This window comes from Streptomyces sp. NPDC050508 (assembly GCF_040655155.1).
GTDB lineage: Bacteria > Actinomycetota > Actinomycetes > Streptomycetales > Streptomycetaceae > Streptomyces.
The window spans coordinates 78,887-99,781 of record NZ_JBFAJJ010000024.1; the positions used below are offsets into that span (position 1 = coordinate 78,887).

Genomic DNA, 20,895 nt, shown 5'->3' on the forward strand with positions numbered 1-20,895 from the left:
TGGGCAGCGGGACTGTTCCTCGGGGGAACACCTTGTGTCGCGGGCTGGCCGCGCACGGGGTGTTCCCCAGGGGAACAGCGCGGTCAGAGATAGGCGTACGCGTCGCGCCAGGCGACCGTCATGTACGCGAGGCCCGTGACGTCGGAGCCTCGCAGGATGAAGTCCTGGCGGCCGGGCGGCAGCCGCATGTCGGGCAGCCGTGGCGAGGTGCGTGTGAGGTTGCCGGCGACGGACGCGGACCCGTTGCGTAGGACGGTCAGGGCCCACGGCCGCGGGTCGATGGTGACGCGCTCGCCCGCCTTGAGCGTCAGATCCAGCGCGACCTTCCACTTCCCGACGACTTCGCAGGCCGGTTGCGCGATGGGCCCGTAGATCGTGATGACGGGCCACGTTGGGCGAGTGCCCAGGATGACCGCCTCGCCTGGCACCTTCGTGGCGCCGGTGCCGGTCATCCGCAGAGGTGTTGTCAGTGGCCCGACCAAGCCTCGGTGCGGCGGCGGGACCAGGTCAACACGGAGGGTCTGCTCCGTGTCGTCGTAGGCGATGCCGTCCAGGGACAGGAAGTTGGCGACGACCGGGGTGTGCCCCTGCCGGGTGAGGCGTGATGCGGCTGGGGCGAACTTGCGGGGGCGGCCGTAGAAGCGGCGAGCCCTACCGCCCTGCGTGGTCCGCAGAACGGCAGGGGTGCCGAAGAGACGGCGTACGGCTTCGCCGTCCCAGGCCTGCCCGAGCGCGGAAACGGCGGCGAGGTTCGCGCCGTGCCGACCGAGCAAGGTCGGGGCAGCGTCCACCGTGTCGACGGCGATTTCGAAGGTGATGGTCGCGGTCGTGCGGTAGTCCTGGCCGAGCCGGACGCCGTCCCGGCGCGGCATGGGGGTGTCCCCGACGTCGGCGTCGCCGTAGGTGATCTCGTACGGGTCGAGCAGGTAGTAGCCCGTCTGGAAGGTGCCGAACGTAACGCTGGCACTGGGGTAGATGCCGTTGCTGCTGTAGGAGAGGTTCCATTCGCCCTCAGCCAGTGGCATGTGCGCCTCCTCGGCGGATACGGCGCAGCTCGAACAGGGCGTCGCCCAGGGCTTCGCTCGGGGACATGGGGGTGCCGGTCATCGTGAGGTTGAGGTCGCCGCCGACGAGCGCGGTGTTCCCCTGGGGAACAGCCGCGCGCGGGGCTGTCGCGGTGCGGGCGGTGGTGCGGCTGCCGTACATGGAGACGGCACCGTTGGCGTACTGGCGCAGGGCGCCTTCGCCCGGGTACATGACCATGCCGCCGAACATCCGGGCGACTTCGTCCAGGATCGCCTTGCTGCGCTTCCGCTTGGACTTGGCCAGAGGGAGGTAAGCCTCCCCGTCTGTCTCAGGTTCCGCCCATATCCGCCATTCACCCGCTTTGGCGATCTGGGCGATGTGGTTCTCGGCTCCGTTGGCGAAGGCCCGGATGCGCTCGCTCGCGCGGCGGATGCCGCCGTTGGCGAACCGGACGATTCCGCCGTCGGCCTTCTTCGACGTCTCGACGTACGGCTGGCCCAGGGTCGAGTACTTGACGGTGACGGTGACCGTCTTGCCCGTCAGCCCGTTGATGCGCTCCTGGATTGACTGGACCTGCTGGAGCGGCGTCTTGTTCGGCGCCGTGATCTCGATCTTCTTGCCCTTGAGTTCCTTGACCTTGTAGCCGAGGTTCTTGATCTCGTCCTGGGCGAGCTTGGTCGGAGCCTCCATCTTCAGCTTCCTGCCGGCGGGCAGACCTACGACCTTGTCGCGGATACCGGTCAGGTCGGTGGCCGCCTGCTTCACGAGCATCTGCACGGTGATCTTCTTGCTGCCCGGAGCACGGGACAGATCGCCGACCAGGGCGGCGAGGTTGGTCCTGGCCGTGGCCGTCGGCGCGGAGATCGTGACTTTCTTGCCGCCGGGCAGTTTGACCACTTCGAAGCCGAGGTTCTTCAAGGCGGTGATGGCGCCGGCTGTCGGAGTGGTGACCGTGATGGTCTTGTTCTTGGGCAGGTTGAGGAGCTTCGTCGACAGGCTGAGGACGTCAGCCGTCACCTTCTCCATGCCGTTGGACTGGAGGAGCACGGACACCGAGGAGGGGATCAGGCCCATCTGGTTGGCCAGGCCCGCGGCCTGTTCCTTCGTCAGGCCCAGGTCCACGCCGTACTTGATCGCCGCGTCCCGGGCCTTCTGGACTTCGCCCTCAGCCTTCTTCATTGCCTCGGGCAGGCTGATGTCGTGGGCCTTGGCCATGTCGAAGGCGGCGTTGGCCGCCGAGAGCGAGGAGTCACGCAGCTCCGTCAGGTGCTGGTTGTAGTCCTGCCCGGCCCGGGTCGCGGTGCGCAGGCTGCCGTCCTGGTTGATCAGCTCCTTGTTGGCGTTCTTGAGTTCCTTGGTGTTGTCCCGGATGGCGTCGTTCACGGAGATGACGGCCGCGTTGACCCGGGTCTGGGCGTCGTGGAACGACTCGGTGCCGCCGGTCAGCGCATCCAGGGCGCGCTTCAGGGAGTTCACGCGGTCGTCGGCGGTAGCCGTCGAGGAGGACATGCCGTCCACGGCTGTCTTCAGCCGGGAGAAGGCGTCGGTGCCCTTGTTGCCTGCGCCGCTCGTGGCATCGAAGTACTCCTTGTACTGCTGCTGGCCCTTCTCCAGCTCCCCGCGGACGCCCTTGAGGGCGTCCGCCGCGCGGATGGCGGGCAGGCCGACCTCGTCGGTGTAGATCATGGCGCCGCCCTGGGCGCTGCTCATCCACACCTTGTTCGCCTCGGCGGTGTCCGTGAGTTCCTTCTGGAGCTTGCTGAGCGAGGTGCCCTGGCCGAGGTAGGCGTCGGTGAGTTCCTTCAGGCTGACGCCGGCGTCGCGCATCCGGTCGACCAACTTGCCCTTGCCGTCGGCGGCCTTCGCCTCCTGGAGCAGAGAGGCAGCCTGTGCGCGCACGTTCGCGTCGATGGCGCCGTTGGAGTCACGGAGCGCCTGGGAGAGGGAGTTGATGCGGCTCTGCTGCTCCTGGGCGGCTGCCGCTGCCTTCTCGTGCTGGTTGGCGAGCAGGCCGATCCCGATGGTGACGGCCGCGATGGCGGCTCCCCACGGACCACCAAGGGCACCGAGCAGGCCGGTCATGCTGCCGCGCATGACGCCGGTGGCGGCGCCAACTCCACGCATGGCGCCGGTCAGTCGGCCACTGCTGGCCGCCGCGGTGGTGTACGCGGTGCCCATGCGCTGCCACAGCGTCGTCTGCGTGGCGACGCCCGCGGCCGTGGTGGTGGACACGGTGCCCACCGCCCGGATCGAGGTCCCGAGCCGGGACAGCATGCTCTGGATGCTGCTGACCACGCGGAACGCGAGCATCGCGCCGAGGAGGACGCCGAGCGCGGTCCCAAGTCCCGGCACCACGTTCAGCAGGCCGTTGAAGAGGTTCAGCAGGCCGTTGAGCGCTCCGAGCAGAACGCCGAGCCCGGACCCGGCGGAGGACAGCGACGCGAACAGGGTCGCGATGTTGGAGACGAGCCCGATGACCGCCGGTCCGACCGAGCCGCCCAGGGCCTTGAGGAAAGCCCCGATGCCGGGCATCAGCTCCGTGCGGATCTGGACGATCAGGTCGCGGATGCCGTTGTCCTTGGACATCCGGCCGAGCCCGCGAACGAAGTCGCCGACCAGCTTGTTCAGCTCGTGGAACGTGGGAGCCGCGTCGCTGAAGAACGCCTTCATCGACTTCTGGCCTTCTCCCGAGTTGGCCCATCGGGAGAAGCGCAGCATCGACGCTTCGAGGCCGTTCAGAAGTGCGTTGCCGGAGTCCATTCCGGCGCGGGCGACACCAGCCAGGCCCTTGCCGAGGTCGAGCGTCGTACGGCCGAGCAGCTTCGCTTTCTCGGCGGCGTGGTCGAGGAAGTCTCCGAGTGAGCCGGTTTCGCGGCCGGCCTGCGCGGAGGCCCGCAGCCATACGGTGAACTTCTCCCCGGCCTCGGCGACGCGCTCGACGAACGGGCCGGAGGCGACGAGGAAGTGGCCCGCCGCAGCGGCCAGGTTGGCGACGCTGTCGGTGACGTTGCCGATGACCTTGCTGTTGGTCCCGGCGACCGTCTTGAAGTCTTTGGCGAACGGGCCGCTCTGCATGGCCTGCGCGCCGCGCTTGGCCAGGTTGCCCATCTGCCCGGCGGCGTCCCCGAGGGACGACTTCAGCAGCGGCAGGACCGCGTTGGACAGAGGCTTGACCTCGTCCGCGATCTTCGAGAAGAAGCGTTCCTGTACGGACTGCTTCATCTTCCGCCACTCGCCGCTGAGGCTGGCGACCGTCTTGACGGTGGCGCGGGCGGATGTCGACAGGCCCTTGAGGGACTGGTCGAGTGCTTGCTGTTGTGCCTCGGTGAGCTTGGTGCCCTCGGCGAGTTGGGACTGCGCCTTGAGGGTCTGCTTCAGGGCCTCGCCGAAGCCGCCGAACGCGACCTTGGTCGCGATGGCCGCGGTTCCGGCGGCTGCGATGAGCCCGGGTATGGCACCCAGGACGCCGACGGCCGGGAGCGCGGCGGAGACGAGCGCGGTGAGCCCGGCGCCGTACTGGGTGAGGGCGGCGATGGCCGGTTGGGCGAGCGAGACGATGGCGCCCATGGCCAGCGACCGCAGTCGCTGGCGACCGCTCCGGCCGCGCCCCGATCCGCCAAGTTGGAAGGGGACGTCGACCGGGTTCTGGTCGGCTTCGCCCTGGGCTCGGCGGAGCAGGTTGCGGATGCGGCCGAGTAGTCCGCCGCCGCCGGTGCTGCTGTCGTCGTCGGGGCGGACCGGTACGCGGACGTCGCTGTCCGCGACGCGGCGGGCAACTTCCTCCAGTTCGCCGCGGAGTCCGTCGCGGTCGACGCGGACATTGACCTTCGCGGTGAGCCCGGCGGAGGCGTCCTTCACCGCCCGTTTCAGGCGCTTCCGCAGGCCCTTGTCGTCAACCTCTAGCTTGACCTTTGCGGCCAAGCCCTCTGCGGCCGTCTCGACCTTCGTCCGCAACTCGCGGGCGAAGTTGTCGAGTACCGAGACGACTGTTACTTCGAGGCGACCGGCCTGCAAGCCCTCAGACACTGGGGCGCACCATTCCTCTCCGGGCGGCAGCCGCGAGCATCTTGCGGTGGCCGTTCAGTGGGGCGGGCTGCTGCGCCGGCGAGCTGTTCCCCTGGGGAACAGCCGAGGCCGTGTCGTACGGGCGATTGATCGTCCGAGGGTCTTCACGGCGCCTGTCGGAGGCGAGCAGTGAGATTTCCTCGATGAGCTGCACCAGGAGTTCGGTGTGCACCGTCCAGCCGCCGATCGGCGACGAGGCGGTCCGGGACTCTTCGGGCAGGCCGTCGAGGAGGACGGTCAGTCGGCGGAGGCCGATGAAGCCGGGCTGTCCTGGGCGGAGCCAGAGCCTTCGGGCGTCGAGCTGGTGGTATCGGCTGAGGTCGGACTCGACATCTCCCCATCGCTCGCGGAGGAGCCGTCCGACCCGAAGAGCTTTCCCAGGTCCACCCCGTAGACGCTGACGAGGGCCTTGGTCAGGCGGACGTAGTCGCCGATGGACGGCCGGACGCTCTTGAACTCGCGGTAGACGTCGTCGCCGAGGAGCGCCTTGTAGATGTCCATGACCGCGCCGTAGAACCGGGCCGGGAGTTGTGGTCGGCGGAACAGCATCTCGACCACTTCCCCGGTCGTGGTGCTGCCGTCCTCGGCGTTCACGATGTCGTGCAGGACCCCCATGAGGTCCAACTCCTCTGTGAAGAGCGGGTCGAGGCAGTCGGCCGGGATCTCCGCAGGGAAGAGGAACTGCTCGCCGCGCAGGAGCACGGGGATGCCGTTGGGGTACTGGACCTCGCGGCGCTCGGCGTCGAGGTCGATAACGAAGGTCATGAGCCGGTCCTCCCGGGTGGGTGCTGAAGCCCGGGGAACGTAGAGAGGCCGGAACGTTTGCGTCTCGGGCTCGGACCGTGCGGGAGGGGGCCGCCGCTTCTTCTATCAACCTTGATAGATAGAGTCCGGCTCCGGCCCGGCTCGAAGGTGTTCCCCTGGGGAACAGTTCACGGGTGGAGCTCGGGCATGTGGCACCAGGTAGGGGGGTGCTGACAGCTAGTCTCTATCCCGAACCAATCGTCCGAGAATCGGAGACCTATCTATGAAACAGCTCACGGGAGGGGCCAAGAACCGGAGGGGTGAAGGTGTGGGAGGCAAAGGGACTGCGGCGGCGGAGCCGAAGGAGCCCCAGAAGTTCTACCAGCGCGTAGAAAAGGAGGGCGACGCCCTCGACCTCGCCCTGACGGACATCACTCCCAACCCGTTCAACGACATCCGCTCGATGGGAGATATCGACTCCCTGGCCGAGAGCATCAAGGAGGACGGTCTCCTCCAGGACATCGTCGTGATGCACGCGGCGGAGTTCGCCAAGTTCTGGCCGCAGCAGGCCGAGGGCATCGAGACCAGGTTCGTCATCGCCTTCGGAGAGCGCCGCTGGCGCGCCTCGCAGAAGGCGGGCAACACCAAGATCACGTGTGTTCTCAAGAACACGGTCGTCCCGAAGATCCGTCGTGTTCTCCTGATCGAGAACTTGCAGCGGGTCGGGTACACGCCCATGGAAGAAGCGCGCAACTTCCTCCGCCTCAACACCGAAGAGGGCCTGTCGTACCGGGAGATCGCGAAGGAGCTGAAGATCGGCCCGACGCATGTGTCCCGCCGTCTTCAGCTCGTTCAACTCCCGCCCGTGCTTCAGCAGGCCATCGAAGACGAGGAGTTGGGCGTGACTGCCGCGCGCAACCTCGTTGAAGACCTGGAGACTCCCGAGCAGATGGCGCAGGCCTGGGCTCTCGTGCAGACCGAGGGCGTCAAGGTCAAAGACGCCATCACGGCCGTCGTTTCGGGATACCTGCCCGACGGGCGGGAGCTTGAAGAGGCGCCTGCCGAGGACGAGCACGTCGACGTTCCGGAGCAGCGCACGGACACAGAAGAGACCACGACGGCTGACTCCGAGGCGGAGGAGACCACGACCGGGGCGCCGACGAAAACGCGCGCGGAGACTGAGGAGGAGCCCGAGCAGAAGCCTGTCGTAACTGAGCAGAGTCCGCCCAAGTCACCTGCGGTCCAGAAGGGCCGGGTGGTGCCTGCTGCTGACCGCTTCGCCCGCGAGCGCAACAACGCTGCGGCAGACAGGACTGCGGCGTGTCTGCACCTGGTCAAGAGCGGATTCGAACCGGACGGCAAGCAGCTCGGCGACCTGTTCGCCCGTACGGTGCTGTCGCCCATCCAGCAGGGGCCCGCGAAGACGAAGGCGCACGTCTGGCTTCGTGAAGCGGGCAAGGAAGTTCTCGGAGTCAGCGATTCCGACAGCTACTTCCAGGCCGTTCTGTCCTCGGGGAACGACGAACTGATCCGGCTGGCCACCTTCGTGACTGCCCTCGCCGCGGGCGAGATCCGCGCGAAGGACAACCGCCGGCAGTGGGACCGCACCGACGCGGCACACGTCGAGTTCCTCATTCAGGCTGCGAACTACCAGCCGGAAACCACGTGGGAGCGCGAGCAGCTCACCAAGTTCAACGTCGCTTTCACTGCGGAAGAGACCGCGGACGAAGCAGCCGTCTGATCAGAGAACTGGAGCCTTTGTGTCAAAGACAACCCTGGCACGCAACACGCGGCCCGGAGGCCGTAACTGGCCGCTCATCATCGCGGCGCTCATCATCTCCGGCGGTAGCGCGAAGACGACGACCGTCAGCATCCTGGCGACGATCCTCGCTCTGCGCGGCTGGAAGGTCCGAGTCTTCGACTTCGACCAGCAGCGGAACCTGAGCCACATCTTCGGCGTGAAGCACCTGGACGACAAGCAGTTCCCGACCGTCTGGGACCTGATGCTCGACAAGGTCAGCCTGGACGAGGCCAGCCTCCCCGCACGCTTCCGTGCGGGTACGGGCTGGGAGGACGAAGCGTTCAAAGAGATCCCGAACCTCATGATCGTGCGCGGCTCCCGCGAGGTGAAGGGCTTCGACACCGAAGTCGCAACAGGCACCGGCATGCTGATGGGGTGGTTCGACAAGCTGTGCCACCAGTACCAGGGCGATGACGAGATCTGGATGCTCGATCTCCCGGCCAGCCTCAGCAAGTTGTCCGTGTCCACCCTGCTTCCGCTCACCGAGGACGACGAGGTGCTGCCTCCGGTCCTGGTGACGAACAAAGAGGAGGAAGACCTCGGCTACACCTTCGAGGAACTGGCGACGATGGTCGACGAGATGACGACCCGTAGCCAGAAACCGGCCCCGACCATCAAGAACATCGTGATGTGCGGGACGCCGACGTCGCAGCACAAGGGCGTCGAGTACGACGAGACCGTGGAGGCGATCGAGAGGAAGTACGGCCCGAACTACCGACTCCACAAGGTGCGGTACAGCGGCCACATCCCGCGGCAGCACCGGTTGCAGCAGACGATCCCCGCGTTCGCGAGCGGGTCGTACCCGATGGAGGACTACCAGAAGCTAGCCACGGCGCTCGGCTTCCCGGATCTCGACGACGAGTAGCCGGACACGCCAACGGCCCGTACCGATCGCGGAAGTCTCCATCTCCCGCGCCCGGTACGGGCCGTTCGTCGTACGCGCTCCAGGTTACGCCGCGTCGGCGAAACTGGGGTCGTTAGTGATCAAGTACCAGGCGTCGGCATCGTCACCACCCTGGACGGCCAGCCGCAACGGCAGAACCGCTTCCTTCGCCTTCTGGAGGTCGGTCGCCACGCCTTCCATCTGCATGGCGCGGGGGATGATGTACCGGTATAGCTTGGCGCCGTCGATGACCTCGATGACGGCGGCGACCTCCGAGCGCCCACCGATCCGCGGCGGGGTGAACTTGTAGTGCTTCGGCGGGGTGCCGGTGCCGCCGGACGGGGTGATCTCGGTGATCGTGCCGCCGCCGAACACCGCCTTGAAGTTCCGCGAGTTCCACTGCTGAAGGTCTACCTCGATGGTGGCCGAGTCGCTGGTCTGGAACGTGCGGGACGGGAAGTCCGTCTGCGCGCTCTTGACCTGCTCGAACTGCGGCTCTTCGTTGAACTTCAACGAGTCCTCGGTGGTGAGACCGACCGAGTACCAGCCCTCGGGCATCGCGATTGCGGCATCTGCGGGGGCGGCAGTTCCGACCGGGGCAAGCCACAGCCGGGTTCGTGCGGGGACGACGATCTGTGTTGCGTTGGTGATCTCGCCAGCCATGGCGTTCTCTCCTCGTGACCAGGTGTTGGGGCCGGGTCACGATGGAGAGAGCGGAGGGCTAGCGTCCCGGGCTCAGAACAGGCACGCCCCCGGAAGACCGACGGGCTGCGCGCGAGCGGCTGTGAGGAGCTGAGAGATGCGCCATCTAAGGGCCGCCCGCTCGATGCGGTAGCGGGTGTCCTGGCACGGGAGAGGCCGGTACAGCGGTGCGAGCGCTTGCCGCGCGACGTACGTCGGCATGGTGACCGTCGTGGTCTTGGGCCAGTTGTCGCCGTAGAAGAGTGGGATGTCGTCGGCGTCGGCCGGCTTGATGTGCAGCTCCCCGTCCGTGAAGCCGAGGGGTGTCCACGCGTCGCGATCGGTGGGGCTGGTGCCGACAGGGGCGATGGACACGGTGGTGTTCGCGAGGTTCACGGGTTCTCCGGGTTGGGGTGGAGGGAGACGAGAAGGCCCATGACCCATCGGGGCTGGCCGTTCTCCAGGGGTGATTCGAGCAGGACGCCGGAGGGCTGCACATTGCTGACGACGGGTCGGCCGCCGGGTGGAGTGTGTTCAGGGAGTTCCATCGCGGCCAGCGCGCAGACCTTGAGGGTCCGGGACATGGCGGCCGGGCCGGGCCAGCCGCCCGGGTCGCCGTACAGCTCCAGGGAGACTTCCGGCTGGGTGAGCCATGTGAGGTCGTTGAGGTTGCCGCCGGGGCCGAGCGCGACACGCAGGTGGGGCCAGGGTGCTTCCCTGGTACCGGAGACGCGGCCTGGTCCGCCGAGCACTTCCTGAACCTTCGGGTGCTCGGCGAGCCAGGACAGTACGGCGGCCACCGGGTCGGCGTCAGCGACGGCGTAGGCGTCCACGGTCAGCCGCGTTCCCGGGCGAGGTAGCCGTTGGCGCGGAGCTGGCGGGCGTAGTCCGGCGAGATGCTGGCGGTGTCGCCCGGCTTGAAGTCCCTTCCCTGGATGCGCAGATGGTGGGCGAAGGTGACCCTCTCCGGCTTCTGGCCGGCGCGCAGCTCGGGACCGAGGACAGTCTCGGCGGTGGTGTCGGTGACGGTGGTCTCGGCCTCCGGCTCTGCGGTGGCTGCGGTCTTCCTGGTGGTGGTGTTCGTCATGGGGCGGAGAGTGCAGCCCGTAGTGCGTTAGTGTCGCCCGCTCCTCTCGGGGGTTCCCCGGGAGAACGGTCAGCGGCGGGCGGCTACGGCCGCGACGGCGCGCGCCATGTAATAGGCGCCCTTTGCTTCCAGGTTGCCTGGGTAGACGGTGCCGATCTCCGCAGTGACAACCCACTTGCCTTCGGCGATGACCTTCACGGTGACGGTGCTGCCGGAGACGACCGGTGGCAGCGTGCGGATGTTGCGGGAGATGCCGTCGGGGATGCTGCGTGCGTGGCAACGGCAGTTCTTCAGGTTGGCGACCGCTCGGCTGGACTCGTCCCGGGGTTCCTTCATGTAGGTGAAGGCGCCGACGCCGCGGTGGTCGCGGTCCCACTTCATGGAATTGATCTTGAAGCGGAGGTTGCCGGGCACCTCCTGGCCGTGAGCGGCGACGTGGGTGGGCCTCACCTTGTCGTCGGCCACGGTGATCCACTGCTTCGTGGGCGGGGCGAACACCTTGGCCTGCCGCTCGACTTCCCGGCCGATCTCGTGGATCTTCGGCGCGATCAGCGCGGCCAGTTCCTGCTCCAGCGCCGGGTTGGCGGTGAACTTCGGCATGTCAGGGCACCTCTGGGGGGTTCAGCGTCGCGGTGACGGCGATGTAGTCGGCTGCGCCGTAGCCGGGCACCTTCTTCAGAAGGGCCGTCACGATCGTCCATGTGAGGGTGCCGTCGCTGAGGACGTCGCCGGGTTCGAGCGGCCACGCGGCTGGGTCGGCGCGCAGGGTCCACGACTTGTCGCTCTGCTCGGCCGCGGCTCCGGGCCAGGGACCGCGCGGCTCAGGTCGGGCGTCCGGTGGCGGTGGTACGGGTACACCGTGCGCGTCCCGGCCCCAGGGGTGGGCCAGGACGTACGCGGTCAGGTCCCGATCGGGAAGGAGGACGGCCATGGGTGTCCTGTCGTTACCAGCGGCTGTAGCGGCGTCCGCGTCCGTACGGCCAGGGCGCGGCGGGGGTGGCGGCGATGGGGCGGTAGAGCCGCTTGCGGTAGCCCGAGAGGGAGTCGAGCGCGGGCAGGGCGCCCGGCTGGCCGGCCACGGGTGCGGAGTCGTAGCTGATGGACTGGCCCTCTGCGGAGACGGAGGTGACGCGCCGTTCCCCCTCGGCGGAGGACGGGCTGTTGCGGATGCGTTCGGAGGCGTGCGCCACGACGTACTCGCGGATCGGGTCCTCGACCGCGGCGTCCAGGCCGATGAGGAGCTGCACGGTGTACGTGTTCCGGTCGTCCACGTTGGCGGAGTAACTGACCACGGAGGCGACGTCGTCGAAGTGCTGGATCGGCCAGGCCTGCGGGTCGTCGAGGTCGTAGCCGAACAGCGGCGTCACCTCCAGCAGCGTGCGGGGCTCCGGGATCAACGGCCGTCCCAGATAGCCGACAACGTCTGCCTGCGCCTTGTTGATGGCGTCGCGGTACTTCTCGCGCTGCACCGCGGTGATCGGCAGGGAGACGCCGAGTTCGCTGGCGATGTCCTCGGCGGAGGCGATCAGGCCGGTGCCGAGGGGGAGGTCAGCGCGGACGGTGCGGTCGGTTGCGGGCGGCTGGTCTTTGGCGGGAGTGACGGTGACGGTGCACCAGTACCGGCCGTCGGGAAGGTTGTCGGGAAGCGTGAACCGGTAAACGGTCGCGCGAAGTCGCACGGCCGGCCCGGCGGTCGCCACGACGGCGCCGTTGCGGTCGGGCGTCGAGTACAGGTCGATCCGGCTGACCTGCCCTCCGGCCGGGTCCGGGTCGCACCAGGCGCCTGCCCAGACGGGTCGGTAGTCGTACACCGCCACCGGAGTCTCCTTACTCGCTGTCCGCGGGCGCGGAGAGCTGCGCGCGGAGCCGGGCGACGACGCGCTCGACCTGGTCGCGGCGCAGCTCGGCACCGGCCGGGACGAGCAGGCGTGCGGTGGGGGTGTTGTACGCGCCCATGCCGACGTGCTCGACCAGGCGGACGGTGCAGCGCAGAGAGCTGCCGTGCGGCATGACGGGAACGAACACTCCGTCCGGGTCGGTCGGCGGTTCGCCGGTGGCGTCGTCCACGATGCGGTCGCCCATCTTCGCGGGAAGGAGCTGCTGCGCGGTCGTGAGGGGCACCGGCTCCGGGACCGGCTCCGGGGTGCGCGGCGGTTCGAGCGGCGCAACGTCGGGGATCTTCGTCTCGGTGTCGGCGGGGGCCGCCTTGTCCTCGACGATCTCCGGCAGCGCCGGTTCGGTCGCCTCGGACGTGGCGTCCTCGACGTTGGTCTCCTCCGAGGTCACGGCCTCGGCATCGTCCGAGGTGGTCTTGCGGGTACGGGGTGGCACAGGGTCCTCCTGCCGATGTACGGGCGTTGGCGGAGGAACCCTGAACCCTGCGGGGGGCTTACGTCGCGGGCATCACGACGTGCCCCGCGCGGTCACGCGTACGTGAACCCGGTCGTCTTGGTGACGGCCCCTGCTTCGTCGCCGACGACGACGCTGACCGCTCCAGCCGCGCCCGCAGGCGTGGTGACCTGGAGTCGTCCGGCGGAGAGGATCTTGAGGTTGGTCCCGGCGGTGCTGCCGAACTTCACGTCCGCGACCCCGTCGAGGTTGGTTCCGGTGATGGTGACGACGGTTCCGCCGGCGGCCGGCCCGGTGGCCGGGCTGATGCCCGCAATCGTCGCGGCGGGGAACAGAGCGTCGACCTGCGACTGGCGCAGGATCGTCCCCGCTCGATAGCGCAGCACCCTGATCGACCCCTCGGGAACGGAGTCTCGGCTGTCGCTCGGGCGGGAGCCCTGGTCGTGCGGGCGTGTCTCGTACACGTCCGCGGTGACCTTCAACAGCGGATCGCTGACGGCGGAGGCGGGGAAAGCCGCCTTCGTGATGCGGGTGCCAGCCGCGTTGTAGAGCCCCATGGTTGTCCCTTCTCGGTGAGTGGGCGAGCAGGGTGCAGTAAGGGTGCGGCTTGTGTCCTGCGCGTGGTTCTAAGGTGATCCACCATGGGGCGTAAGAAGAGCGGTAAGCATGCCGCCGAGCAGTTTCAAGAGGCGACGACCCGCTTGCGCGCGTACGCCGTAGAGATCGACTCATCAGGCTTGTCTCCGGAGGCCATGAATCTGGGGTTCGACTCAGGTCTGATCAAGACGGCCGTGGCGTTCGAGAAGCTGATGTTGGAGTGTCTGATCGTGGCGCTGAACAACGACAGCTCGGCGTTTACCAAGACAACGGGCATTCAGTTCCCGAAGCACATCACGCAGGATCACTGCGAGTACCTGATCACCGGAGGCGGGTACTTCGACTTCAGCGGTCGAGGAGCGTTGCTCAAAGAGATAAAGCGCTTCACCAGCGGCGAGGGGCACTGGCTCTACGACGCGGTCACAGACCAGGCGTACTACTACCACTTGGAGTTGCTGCTGGCTCTGCGCAACTTCGCCGCACACGAGAGTCCGCAGGCCAAGAAGAAGATGAAGGAAGCCATCTTCTGCTGGCAACACCTGGTCAAGAACCCTCAGTGCGACGACAAGCACAAGCAGTTGTTCGCCAAGGCCTACGCGCCTTCCTCGGCTGGTTCGTGGGTACGCCGCCAAGGCCGCTTCGGCGCAGTCCTGGACGGCCTTGACGGTCTGGCCAGCCAGATGCAGGCCGGCGCTCCCTTCTGACCTTCACAGGATGCGCAGGTCATCCCAGCCCTGCGCGGTCACGGAGAAGACCAGCAGACCGGGCTGGGATACCTCTCCTGAGCGCATGACCCACCAGTCCGAGCCGTTGTCCAGGGTGGGGGCCTGCACCCAGAGGCGGCCGTTACCGAGCTGCTGCGCGCGGAAGTGGTGGAAGTGGCCGCTGACCAAGATCTTGGCGTCGGCGATGGGCTGGCGACCGAAGGACTGTCCCTTCCACCAGTCCGGCGCTTTCTCCGGGCGGGCGTACTGGTGACCATGGTTGAGGCCCACGATCGTCCCCGCCATGTCGAGCGAGACGGTGTCACGCCAGGGTTCGGGCATCACGAAGCTCACGTGGCCGTACGCGTCGGGGTTCCGTCCGTAGGCATCGGCGATTTGCGACAGGACTTCGACTCCCCAATCGTCTTCTGGGGGCCCGATGGCTTCCTTGCCACGCCTGACTCGGGAGTGGTTCGAGCCGACGGTCGCGGCGACCACCCTGGGGAACGCTGTGGCGAGGCGGTCCAGGCCTTCGAACGTCAACCGCCGGTGCAGCCGGATCATCTGTGTGAGGGTCAGATCGTTCGTGAAGGCTTGGGAGGCAACGTTCTCGAACCCCTCGACGCAGTCACCTGCGTCGAGCCAGTACGCGGAGTCGGGTGCCCGACCGACCTTGCCGAGATCGCGCAGGTGGTCTTGGAGCCGGTCGAAGCGGTCGGCGACCCGGGCCACCAGTTCCTTCGTGCCGCCGTCGCGGCCGACCTTTCCGGCCTGCGGGTCGGCGTACACCACGGCGAGCGCACGCGCGGGCTGATCGGTTGCTGTGCGCGGCTTCCTGCGGCGCCGCATCGCGTCGCGCACCAGGGTGTTGAGGTCTTCGGCCGATGCCCAGCCGGGCACGGACGGTTCGATCAGGTACCGGCAGCGCCACACCGGGCGGGTGACGGCGTCCTCGCCCTGGGCGTCGCGGTGCCAGGCGGCCGGATCGTGCCGGGCTTCGACGAGCCGCACCCGGTAGCCGTCGGGCACTACGAGGCCGAGTTCGTCGATGCGGGCACGCCATCCGGTCTCGTCCTGGGGCGGCGCGTCGGCGGCCGGCGCGGTGACGAGCATCGAGCCGCCCTGTTCGTACCGGACTCCGGGCTCCCAGCCCTTGGGGGCCGTGGCCGCAGGCCGGGTGATCTCCGACGGCGCGGACTGCCCGGCGGGGGCAGGGGAAAGCAGCGCGTCAAGGTGGGCGTCGAGGCTCATCGCGGGCACCTGCAACCGTTGGAGCCACCGCGGCGACGGTGCCGGGCGACAGCGGGTGCTTGGACCTGGTGACCGCTGCCGATGAGTGTGTCGGCGATCTGCGTCGAGCTGATGGCCGGGGTATCGAGCACGTCGCGGACCTTCTGCTCGGTGCTGGCGTCGAGTTCGTCGAGAATGATCCCGACGGTGCATCGCGGGCCGCGGGGTGCCGAAGGCGCCTCGGCGAGTTGAGCGAGGGCCGCGATCAGCCCGTTCGTGTCTGCCACGGCAGTCCTCTCTGTACAAAGGGAAGCGGGGCCGGACCGTACGGTCCGGCCCCGCTTTGCGTCTCCGCTGGTGAGCCCACTACCGGGCCCGCGCGGATCAGCCGGTCGGCGTGGTCCAGGTGCCGATGACGAAGCTCTCCGGACGCGACACCTCAAGGGCCAGGCGCTCGTCCGCCCTGAAGGTCAGCACGCCCCGCTCGAAGTTGTCCGAGTTCTCGGAGCTGACGGTCACGGACACGTTCTCGCGGTCGTAGAGCTGGGCTCCCATGCCGAAGCTGCCGAGCAGGTACTGGCTGTCGGGCATGGCCGTGGTTTCGACGACGTTGATGCGCCACACGCGCTTCTGCGCGCCGACGGCGACCTGGAGCGCGACGCGGAAGGCCCCGTTGTCGTCGGTCTCGACCTCGACCTGCTCCCACATCGTCGGGGAGAGGACGATGCCGGTGGGCTCGTACTCGGCCAGCAGCGACTTCGTCATCGCGCGGCGCATCTGGATCGAGAACTTGTCCTTGGAGTCGCCCGTGTACTGCTGGACACCCGGCGTGTTGAACAGGCCGGTGAGCGAGGTGCCGTCGGTGCCCACGCTGTGGAGCAGGTCGTAGTCCTCGGAGAACTTGATGCCCTCGATGAGGCGGCTGTTGATGAACTGCTTCAGCCTCGGCTCGTCCGAAAGAATGTTCTTGTGCCCGTCGATCATGTGGGCGATCTCGGCGATCGGGAACGCGACCGGCTCCAGCTTCAGCTTCGAGCGGGGGGCCTTGCCGAAGACATCGCTGTCGAGCCCGGTCGGCGCGGAGACACCGTCGGCGGCCCTGCGTTCGGCGACCTGGGCGGCATTGTTGACCCACCCGGTCTCGCGGATGCCGAGCAGGACCGCATTCTTCGTCTTGGCCGACGGGAAAAGATCGCGGATGTGCCATTTCCGGCGTTGGGCCTCGGTGATGCCGAGGTCCTGTACGCCGCCGAGCGCCTGGTGGGTGTGGGTGCCGGCCGACAGGGAGAAGATGCTCTTCCCCTCCATCTCGGCACGGATGAACGGCCGGTCCTTGAAGTCGGCGCGGGCCGCGGCCTTGTAGGCGTCGGACTCGATGAACATGTCGCCGAGCGACTTGACCTCGGTGGCTCCGCCGCCGCCGCCGTAGAACTGTCCGGCTGCGGACGAGCCGGCGGGGGCGTCGAGGTAGCCGCTGAGTTCGTCGGCGCCCTGGGCGGCGTCGAGGAGGCCCTTGATCTCCTGGGCGTCCTTGACGGCCTTGACGTACGCGTTGCGCTGCTCGGTGGAGACGACGAAGGCGCCGTTCTCCTCCTTGAAGGTTGAGGCGATGCGCTCGGCCTCGGCCGACTTCTCTCCGAGCTGTTCCTTGAGCGAGCGGAGGAGGCTCTTGTCGGTGGTGGCGGTTGCCATGTCGGTTGCACTCTCCTGTGCTGGATGGGCGAGGGGTGCGTCGCTCGCCCGGCCAGCACCGGGACGCCTCAACGCGAGGCGCATGGAAGTTGAGTGCGGTGGTTAACGTCTCGGGCTCCCGGACGCGAAAGTTCGCGAAGCCGGGAGCCCGTTGTTTGCGCAGGTCAGGCAGCGAGTGCGGCGAGTGCGGCCTTGACTTCGTTGGCGTTGAGACGGACTTGTTCGTCGTCGTCCGGGTCGTCCTCGGTGTCGTCCGTCGGTATGTCGCCTGCGGGAACGTCGTCCGGGTCCTCGGTGTCGTCCGTCGGTGCGTCGCCGGTGGGAACGTCGTCGGTGACGCTGGTGTCCTCGGCGTTGGCGGTGTCGTCCTCGTCGTCCCAGCCGTCAGTGACGTCGTATTCGGAGTCCCACAGGTTGAGGGAGGAACCGGCCGGGGCGTGGCGCTTGTCGTCGTCCATGGGGAGACCCTTCTTCGCGAGCGTGTTCAGCAGTTCGTTGATGACGGGCTTGAGGTGTTGGAGGTGGGAGGGCCCGGCGTCGGAGACCTCGATCAGGGATCTCGCGTTCTGGAGCGCCGCGGCGGTCGGCTGCATGAACCGGGCCTCGATCTCTTCGTCTCCGTCGACCGCGTGGCTCTCTCCGGTGACGGGAAGCGCCACGGTGGTCAGCTCGACGGGGGTGGGAGTCCCGAGATCGACGTCCCGGCCGGCCGTGGTGTACGGGATGGCGTAGGTGCTGGTCTCGTCTCGGGAGTGGTGAGAGACGATGACCCGGTCCGGGTAGGTGGCCTCGATCGCCACGTAGCAGTCGCCGTCTTCGGGCGACAGCAGGGTGCGCGCCGCGTCGGTGAGCCGGGCACGGAGCTGTTCGTAGGAGAAGGGCATGGGAGTGGTCAACGGAACCTCCGGGAGGGACACAGCGAGGGGCGCGGACTTCGCTTCGAGCACGATCTGCGCGGCTGACTTCTGTTCTGCCGCATGGAGGGCTGGACGGGTGCCGAGGGCCTTGGCCTCCATGACGATCTGCGAGGCGGTCTTCGCTTCCAGCGGTGGAGCGGGCGCGGGAGCATCGGGAGCCCGCGGGGGCCGCTCCTGCGCAGTGCCGCCGAGCGGCACGAGCGAGGTGTCGGGGCCACGCACCACTGCGATCTGATCGAGCGTCACGGGCGTGGCCGGGACGGGCTCGGTGTCGGGCAGGCTGTAGCCGAGGGTGATGTGCGGGGTGAAGCCGTGGTCGGTCTTGAGCTTGTCGGCGTAGACCGAGGTTCTGAGCGCGTCCGCCAGTCGCTGCCACAGTTCGGCAAGGCCAGGCACGTCGACGGGGACCCATGTGGGTTCGCCGTCGCCGGTGTCGGGGAACTTCCCGATGCCGCCGATGCTGCCCGTGAGCGGTGCGAGGCCGCTGACGGCCGAGGCGACGATGTCCCGCAGGTCGTCGGGGTGGCCGCCGAGTGCTGCCGCGTCGCCGAGGTATGCCAGCGTGATGTGAAGTTCCTCAGGCGCTGTTCCGTCCGGGTGTGCGATGCGAGCGGCGATATCCGGAGGCAGCTTCAGGGCGACCATCACGCCGCGGCCGGTCTGCGCCTCGGCGGCCTTCAGTTCGACCGCCGACCAGATCGCCTTGCGTTCCAGTTCCTGCTCGCCGAAGCGAGCGGCGGTCTTCACCTCCAGGCTGCGAGTCATGGGGTGGGCGCCATGCAGGACGGGGCTGATCTCGTACAGATCCAAGTCGTGGATGACGCGGACGTTGTCGTGCCGCTTCGACGCGCCGCCGACCGTGACCTTGTAGCCGATGGAGAACTGGGCTTCACCGTTCTCATGCCACTGGCGGACCTGCTCGTATGTATCGCGGCCCCTGGTAGTGCGCAGGTTGTACTGGACGGTCGCGACCAGGGCGCCGGCCTCGCGCGGCCACACGATCCCGCCGGGGATCGTGGCGAACCGCGGATCGCCGGGCATCCATTCTTCGGCCTCCAGAACGGCCCCGACGGGGTCCTTCCACTCGTGATGCCATGCTGCTTTGACCCTGCGGGTTGCCAGCGTGCGGGTGAACGCGCCAGGGACGATCAGGTCTGCGACTTCGTCTACCACGCCGGTCACGGCGTAGATGGCACGAACCACGCCCTTGGTCTGCGCCGGGCGGCGCAGCGGTGCGTTGGGCGACGGCGGTGTTCTCGGCACGGCGGGTTCCTCCTGGGCGGGCTTCTCGGCGGTGCGCACCGTGCCTCCGCGAGGTGGTTAGCGTCCCGCCGTGCCTGCCGCCCGGGTCACTTGAAGGGGTTGGGGCGCTTCCCCTTGCCGGCGTCGTCCTCTTCCTCGTCGTCCTCTGCGGGCTCGTCCCCGTTCGGCTCCTCGTCGGTCTCCTCGGCTTCCGGGTCAGCCGCTTTGGGCTCCTGAGGAGTCGTCCCGTCGGCGGGCACGACCTCGTCAGCCGTGCCGAAGTCGAGGGGAATGCCGCCCTCCGGCGCCTGGTCGATCGAGGCCGGGTCGGATGCTGCCGCTGGGTCTGTGGGCTCGCCGTCCGTCGGTTGCTCGGCGCCCGGCGCAGCCCCGGATGTGCCGACCTCGGACATGCCCGCGTCGTCCACGTCGATGGCCCAGGCCTCGGGGTCGGCATAGCGCCACACCTGACCCGTCTCATCGCGCACCCAGCCGGTCAGAGTGCCGTCCTCGGCCTTGTCGAGCCAGGCCTGCTCTCCGGACGGCCCGGCAAAAGAGGCGTACGCCTGCGTGGGGTCGGTCTCATCGCCCTCGTCGTAGACGTCACCGGCCCACGGCCGGGAGTCATCCTCCTGCGGGGGCTGAAGCTCCTGCGGAGGCGGCGGTGCTCCGGGGTCGTTGGCGGCCGGGTCGGTTGGCTGGGGCAGGTTCTTAACGTCGAATGCGTAGTCCACGGCCGCAGATAGTCGGCATGGGGAACGCTTACGTCTCGGGCTGCGCGTCGAGCGGCCTGTGGGACTACCCTCGCGTGTAGAGGTCCCCTTCCGCCCCATGGGGTACGAAAGGGGACAGGTGACGGACGCTGGTCGTGTAGCCGGATGCTTGCCGGCTGTGGGCTACACGGCCAGGAGTCCGAGGACCGGGACGAACCACACGATCACGCAGATGATCGCGTAGGCGACGATGCCGCCGATGATCGCGACTGCTATATCCCGCTTCATGGACCGCTCCCTCCTTCCTTCGTGTTGCGGCTGGGGCTGGAGTGCCCTCGACCTCCACGTACCGGCACATTACGCCCGACGACTGAGACTGAAACGGGCTCTGTCGGCATACTTGGATCATTTTCTGTAGCAGAGCGCTAGGATTCTGCTATGGCTACCACTCAGTTGAATGCGCGAGTCCCCGAGGAGCTGGCTGACGCCGTGCGTGCCTCGGCGAGTCGCGCGGGCATGAACATCGGTGACTACGTCATCTCGGTGCTGGAAGCGGACCAGGCCGCGTCATCGAATCCGGAGCTGCATGAGGCTCGCGCCCGGATGCACGCTGCGGCGGCATACAGGAAGTGGAAGGCGAACGGGCAGCCCGAGGATGGCGCCATGACCATGGACGAGGTCTTCGGCGCGTGACGGCTATCCCCGCACGGTTCGCCGCGAACGTCGGCGAGACGATCAAGAACATGCCCGGCCCGGACAAGGAGGAGTTGCACGACGCCGTGATTCAGGCGTGCACCGACCCCTGGTCATGGCCGCAGGCGGACAAGTACGAGATGGACGAGACGGTGCGCGTCATCACGACGCGCACCGCCATCGTTCACTACGTGATCCTTCTGGGCGCCGATCCTCACCTGTGGGTCTTCGCCATCACGGTCTGACCTCGACCACCGTCGTGTGCTGGCGCAGCAGCGCGAGCACCGCGGCGGTGTCCGTCGCCTCCAGGTCCCGCTGCGGCCCGAGCGGGCCGAGCAGCACCGGTTGCCCGGCGTACTGCTCGACCAGCGCTCGAACACGGCGTGAGCCGAGGATCGACTGCTCGTCCTGTCCGGTGACGTCGACCTGGTAGGCCGCGCCGTCCTCGAACGTTCCCGTCACCAACATGCT

At 68.0% G+C, this 20,895-nt stretch carries 23 protein-coding genes; 5 read left to right on the forward strand and 18 right to left on the reverse strand.

Annotated features, from left to right (window positions below; all coding sequences use genetic code 11):
- Positions 1-83: 83 nt before the first annotated feature.
- The 3 genes from AB0I69_RS42965 to AB0I69_RS42975 all read right to left on the reverse strand — a co-directional run bounded on the left by AB0I69_RS42965 (position 84) and on the right by AB0I69_RS42975 (position 5,856).
- Entirely contained in the window at positions 84-1,025 is a 942-nt protein-coding gene (locus AB0I69_RS42965; RefSeq protein ID WP_363101254.1) for a hypothetical protein, read from the reverse strand.
- Positions 1,012-5,052: a hypothetical protein gene (locus AB0I69_RS42970; RefSeq protein WP_363101255.1), complete on the reverse strand. Its 4,041-nt coding sequence runs from the start codon at positions 5,050-5,052 to the stop codon at positions 1,012-1,014. The genes AB0I69_RS42965 and AB0I69_RS42970 overlap by 14 nt, the downstream gene beginning before the upstream one ends.
- Before the next feature lie 276 nt (positions 5,053-5,328).
- Positions 5,329-5,856 carry a hypothetical protein gene (locus tag AB0I69_RS42975; RefSeq protein WP_363101256.1) on the reverse strand — a complete coding sequence of 176 codons (528 nt, stop codon included), beginning with the start codon at positions 5,854-5,856 and terminating at the stop codon, positions 5,329-5,331.
- Positions 5,857-6,163: 307 nt separating this feature from the next.
- On the opposite strand from AB0I69_RS42975, the gene AB0I69_RS42980 reads away from it, so the two are divergent.
- Entirely contained in the window at positions 6,164-7,576 is a 1,413-nt protein-coding gene (locus AB0I69_RS42980) for a ParB/RepB/Spo0J family partition protein (RefSeq protein WP_363101257.1), read from the forward strand.
- Positions 7,577-7,595: 19 nt separating this feature from the next.
- Positions 7,596-8,501 carry an AAA family ATPase gene (locus tag AB0I69_RS42985; protein WP_363101258.1) on the forward strand — a complete coding sequence of 302 codons (906 nt, stop codon included), beginning with the start codon at positions 7,596-7,598 and terminating at the stop codon, positions 8,499-8,501.
- An 84-nt stretch (positions 8,502-8,585) separates the two neighbouring features.
- Here AB0I69_RS42985 and AB0I69_RS42990 read toward each other — a convergent pair whose 3' ends face one another.
- The 9 genes from AB0I69_RS42990 to AB0I69_RS43030 all read right to left on the reverse strand — a co-directional run bounded on the left by AB0I69_RS42990 (position 8,586) and on the right by AB0I69_RS43030 (position 13,193).
- The gene (locus tag AB0I69_RS42990) at positions 8,586-9,182 is read right to left on the reverse strand and encodes a hypothetical protein (RefSeq protein WP_363101259.1); all 597 of its coding nucleotides are present in this window, start codon (positions 9,180-9,182) and stop codon (positions 8,586-8,588) included.
- Positions 9,183-9,254: 72 nt separating this feature from the next.
- On the reverse strand, positions 9,255-9,596 hold the full coding sequence (locus AB0I69_RS42995) for a hypothetical protein (RefSeq protein ID WP_363101260.1): 342 nt from the start codon (positions 9,594-9,596) through the stop codon (positions 9,255-9,257).
- Positions 9,593-10,033: a hypothetical protein gene (locus AB0I69_RS43000; RefSeq protein WP_363101261.1), complete on the reverse strand. Its 441-nt coding sequence runs from the start codon at positions 10,031-10,033 to the stop codon at positions 9,593-9,595. Before AB0I69_RS43000 ends, AB0I69_RS42995 begins: the two co-directional genes overlap by 4 nt.
- A gap of 2 nt (positions 10,034-10,035) precedes the next feature.
- The gene (locus AB0I69_RS43005; RefSeq protein WP_363101262.1) at positions 10,036-10,287 is read right to left on the reverse strand and encodes a hypothetical protein; all 252 of its coding nucleotides are present in this window, start codon (positions 10,285-10,287) and stop codon (positions 10,036-10,038) included.
- Between the two features lie 69 nt (positions 10,288-10,356).
- Entirely contained in the window at positions 10,357-10,887 is a 531-nt protein-coding gene (locus AB0I69_RS43010) for a hypothetical protein (RefSeq protein WP_363101263.1), read from the reverse strand.
- 1 nt (position 10,888) lies between these two features.
- Positions 10,889-11,218, reverse strand: coding sequence for a hypothetical protein (locus AB0I69_RS43015; protein WP_363101264.1), 330 nt, complete (start codon positions 11,216-11,218; stop codon positions 10,889-10,891).
- A 13-nt stretch (positions 11,219-11,231) separates the two neighbouring features.
- A complete protein-coding gene (locus AB0I69_RS43020) occupies positions 11,232-12,104 on the reverse strand; it encodes a hypothetical protein (protein ID WP_363101265.1) in 873 nt (290 codons plus the stop codon).
- A 10-nt stretch (positions 12,105-12,114) separates the two neighbouring features.
- Positions 12,115-12,618, reverse strand: coding sequence for a hypothetical protein (locus AB0I69_RS43025; protein ID WP_363101266.1), 504 nt, complete (start codon positions 12,616-12,618; stop codon positions 12,115-12,117).
- Between the two features lie 92 nt (positions 12,619-12,710).
- The gene (locus AB0I69_RS43030) at positions 12,711-13,193 is read right to left on the reverse strand and encodes an IPT/TIG domain-containing protein (RefSeq protein WP_363101267.1); all 483 of its coding nucleotides are present in this window, start codon (positions 13,191-13,193) and stop codon (positions 12,711-12,713) included.
- An 84-nt stretch (positions 13,194-13,277) separates the two neighbouring features.
- Here AB0I69_RS43030 and AB0I69_RS43035 point away from each other — a divergent pair, with 84 nt between their 5' ends.
- A complete protein-coding gene (locus AB0I69_RS43035; RefSeq protein WP_363101269.1) occupies positions 13,278-13,937 on the forward strand; it encodes a hypothetical protein in 660 nt (219 codons plus the stop codon).
- Positions 13,938-13,940: 3 nt separating this feature from the next.
- On the opposite strand, the gene AB0I69_RS43040 is transcribed toward AB0I69_RS43035, so the two are convergent.
- The 5 genes from AB0I69_RS43040 to AB0I69_RS43060 form a co-directional block, all read right to left on the reverse strand.
- Positions 13,941-15,188 (reverse strand): hypothetical protein, encoded by a 1,248-nt coding sequence (locus tag AB0I69_RS43040; RefSeq protein WP_363101270.1) that lies wholly within the window; start codon positions 15,186-15,188, stop codon positions 13,941-13,943.
- Positions 15,185-15,454 (reverse strand): hypothetical protein, encoded by a 270-nt coding sequence (locus AB0I69_RS43045; protein ID WP_363101271.1) that lies wholly within the window; start codon positions 15,452-15,454, stop codon positions 15,185-15,187. Before AB0I69_RS43045 ends, AB0I69_RS43040 begins: the two co-directional genes overlap by 4 nt.
- Positions 15,455-15,551: 97 nt before the next feature.
- Complete coding sequence (locus AB0I69_RS43050) at positions 15,552-16,859, reverse strand: phage major capsid protein (protein ID WP_363101272.1); 1,308 nt, start codon at positions 16,857-16,859, stop codon at positions 15,552-15,554.
- Positions 16,860-17,023: 164 nt separating this feature from the next.
- Positions 17,024-19,078 carry an HK97 family phage prohead protease gene (locus tag AB0I69_RS43055; protein WP_363101273.1) on the reverse strand — a complete coding sequence of 685 codons (2,055 nt, stop codon included), beginning with the start codon at positions 19,076-19,078 and terminating at the stop codon, positions 17,024-17,026.
- Positions 19,079-19,125: 47 nt separating this feature from the next.
- Positions 19,126-19,752: a hypothetical protein gene (locus AB0I69_RS43060; RefSeq protein WP_363101274.1), complete on the reverse strand. Its 627-nt coding sequence runs from the start codon at positions 19,750-19,752 to the stop codon at positions 19,126-19,128.
- Between the two features lie 417 nt (positions 19,753-20,169).
- On the opposite strand from AB0I69_RS43060, the gene AB0I69_RS43065 reads away from it, so the two are divergent.
- Together AB0I69_RS43065 and AB0I69_RS43070 are read left to right on the forward strand one after the other, a co-directional pair.
- On the forward strand, positions 20,170-20,424 hold the full coding sequence (locus tag AB0I69_RS43065; protein ID WP_363101275.1) for a hypothetical protein: 255 nt from the start codon (positions 20,170-20,172) through the stop codon (positions 20,422-20,424).
- Complete coding sequence (locus AB0I69_RS43070) at positions 20,421-20,669, forward strand: hypothetical protein (protein ID WP_363101276.1); 249 nt, start codon at positions 20,421-20,423, stop codon at positions 20,667-20,669. Before AB0I69_RS43065 ends, AB0I69_RS43070 begins: the two co-directional genes overlap by 4 nt.
- On the opposite strand, the gene AB0I69_RS43075 is transcribed toward AB0I69_RS43070, so the two are convergent.
- Entirely contained in the window at positions 20,659-20,892 is a 234-nt protein-coding gene (locus AB0I69_RS43075) for a hypothetical protein (RefSeq protein WP_363101277.1), read from the reverse strand. The two genes, AB0I69_RS43070 and AB0I69_RS43075, sit on opposite strands and share 11 nt — an antisense overlap.
- Positions 20,893-20,895 lie beyond the last annotated feature (3 nt).

Excerpts from the sequence above, each read along its gene's own strand:
- AB0I69_RS42965 (WP_363101254.1), bottom strand. The coding sequence starts at position 1,025 with ATGCCACTGGCTGAGGGCGAATGGAACCTCTCCTACAGCAGCAACGGC.
- AB0I69_RS42975 (WP_363101256.1), bottom strand. The coding sequence starts at position 5,856 with ATGACCTTCGTTATCGACCTCGACGCCGAGCGCCGCGAGGTCCAGTAC.
- AB0I69_RS42990 (WP_363101259.1), bottom strand. The coding sequence starts at position 9,182 with ATGGCTGGCGAGATCACCAACGCAACACAGATCGTCGTCCCCGCACGA.
- AB0I69_RS43005 (WP_363101262.1), bottom strand. The coding sequence starts at position 10,287 with ATGACGAACACCACCACCAGGAAGACCGCAGCCACCGCAGAGCCGGAG.
- AB0I69_RS43010 (WP_363101263.1), bottom strand. The coding sequence starts at position 10,887 with ATGCCGAAGTTCACCGCCAACCCGGCGCTGGAGCAGGAACTGGCCGCG.
- AB0I69_RS43015 (WP_363101264.1), bottom strand. The coding sequence starts at position 11,218 with ATGGCCGTCCTCCTTCCCGATCGGGACCTGACCGCGTACGTCCTGGCC.
- AB0I69_RS43030 (WP_363101267.1), bottom strand. The coding sequence starts at position 13,193 with ATGGGGCTCTACAACGCGGCTGGCACCCGCATCACGAAGGCGGCTTTC.
- AB0I69_RS43035 (WP_363101269.1), top strand. The coding sequence starts at position 13,278 with ATGGGGCGTAAGAAGAGCGGTAAGCATGCCGCCGAGCAGTTTCAAGAG.
- AB0I69_RS43040 (WP_363101270.1), bottom strand. The coding sequence starts at position 15,188 with ATGAGCCTCGACGCCCACCTTGACGCGCTGCTTTCCCCTGCCCCCGCC.
- AB0I69_RS43050 (WP_363101272.1), bottom strand. The coding sequence starts at position 16,859 with ATGGCAACCGCCACCACCGACAAGAGCCTCCTCCGCTCGCTCAAGGAA.
- AB0I69_RS43065 (WP_363101275.1), top strand. The coding sequence starts at position 20,170 with ATGGCTACCACTCAGTTGAATGCGCGAGTCCCCGAGGAGCTGGCTGAC.
- AB0I69_RS43075 (WP_363101277.1), bottom strand. The coding sequence starts at position 20,892 with ATGTTGGTGACGGGAACGTTCGAGGACGGCGCGGCCTACCAGGTCGAC.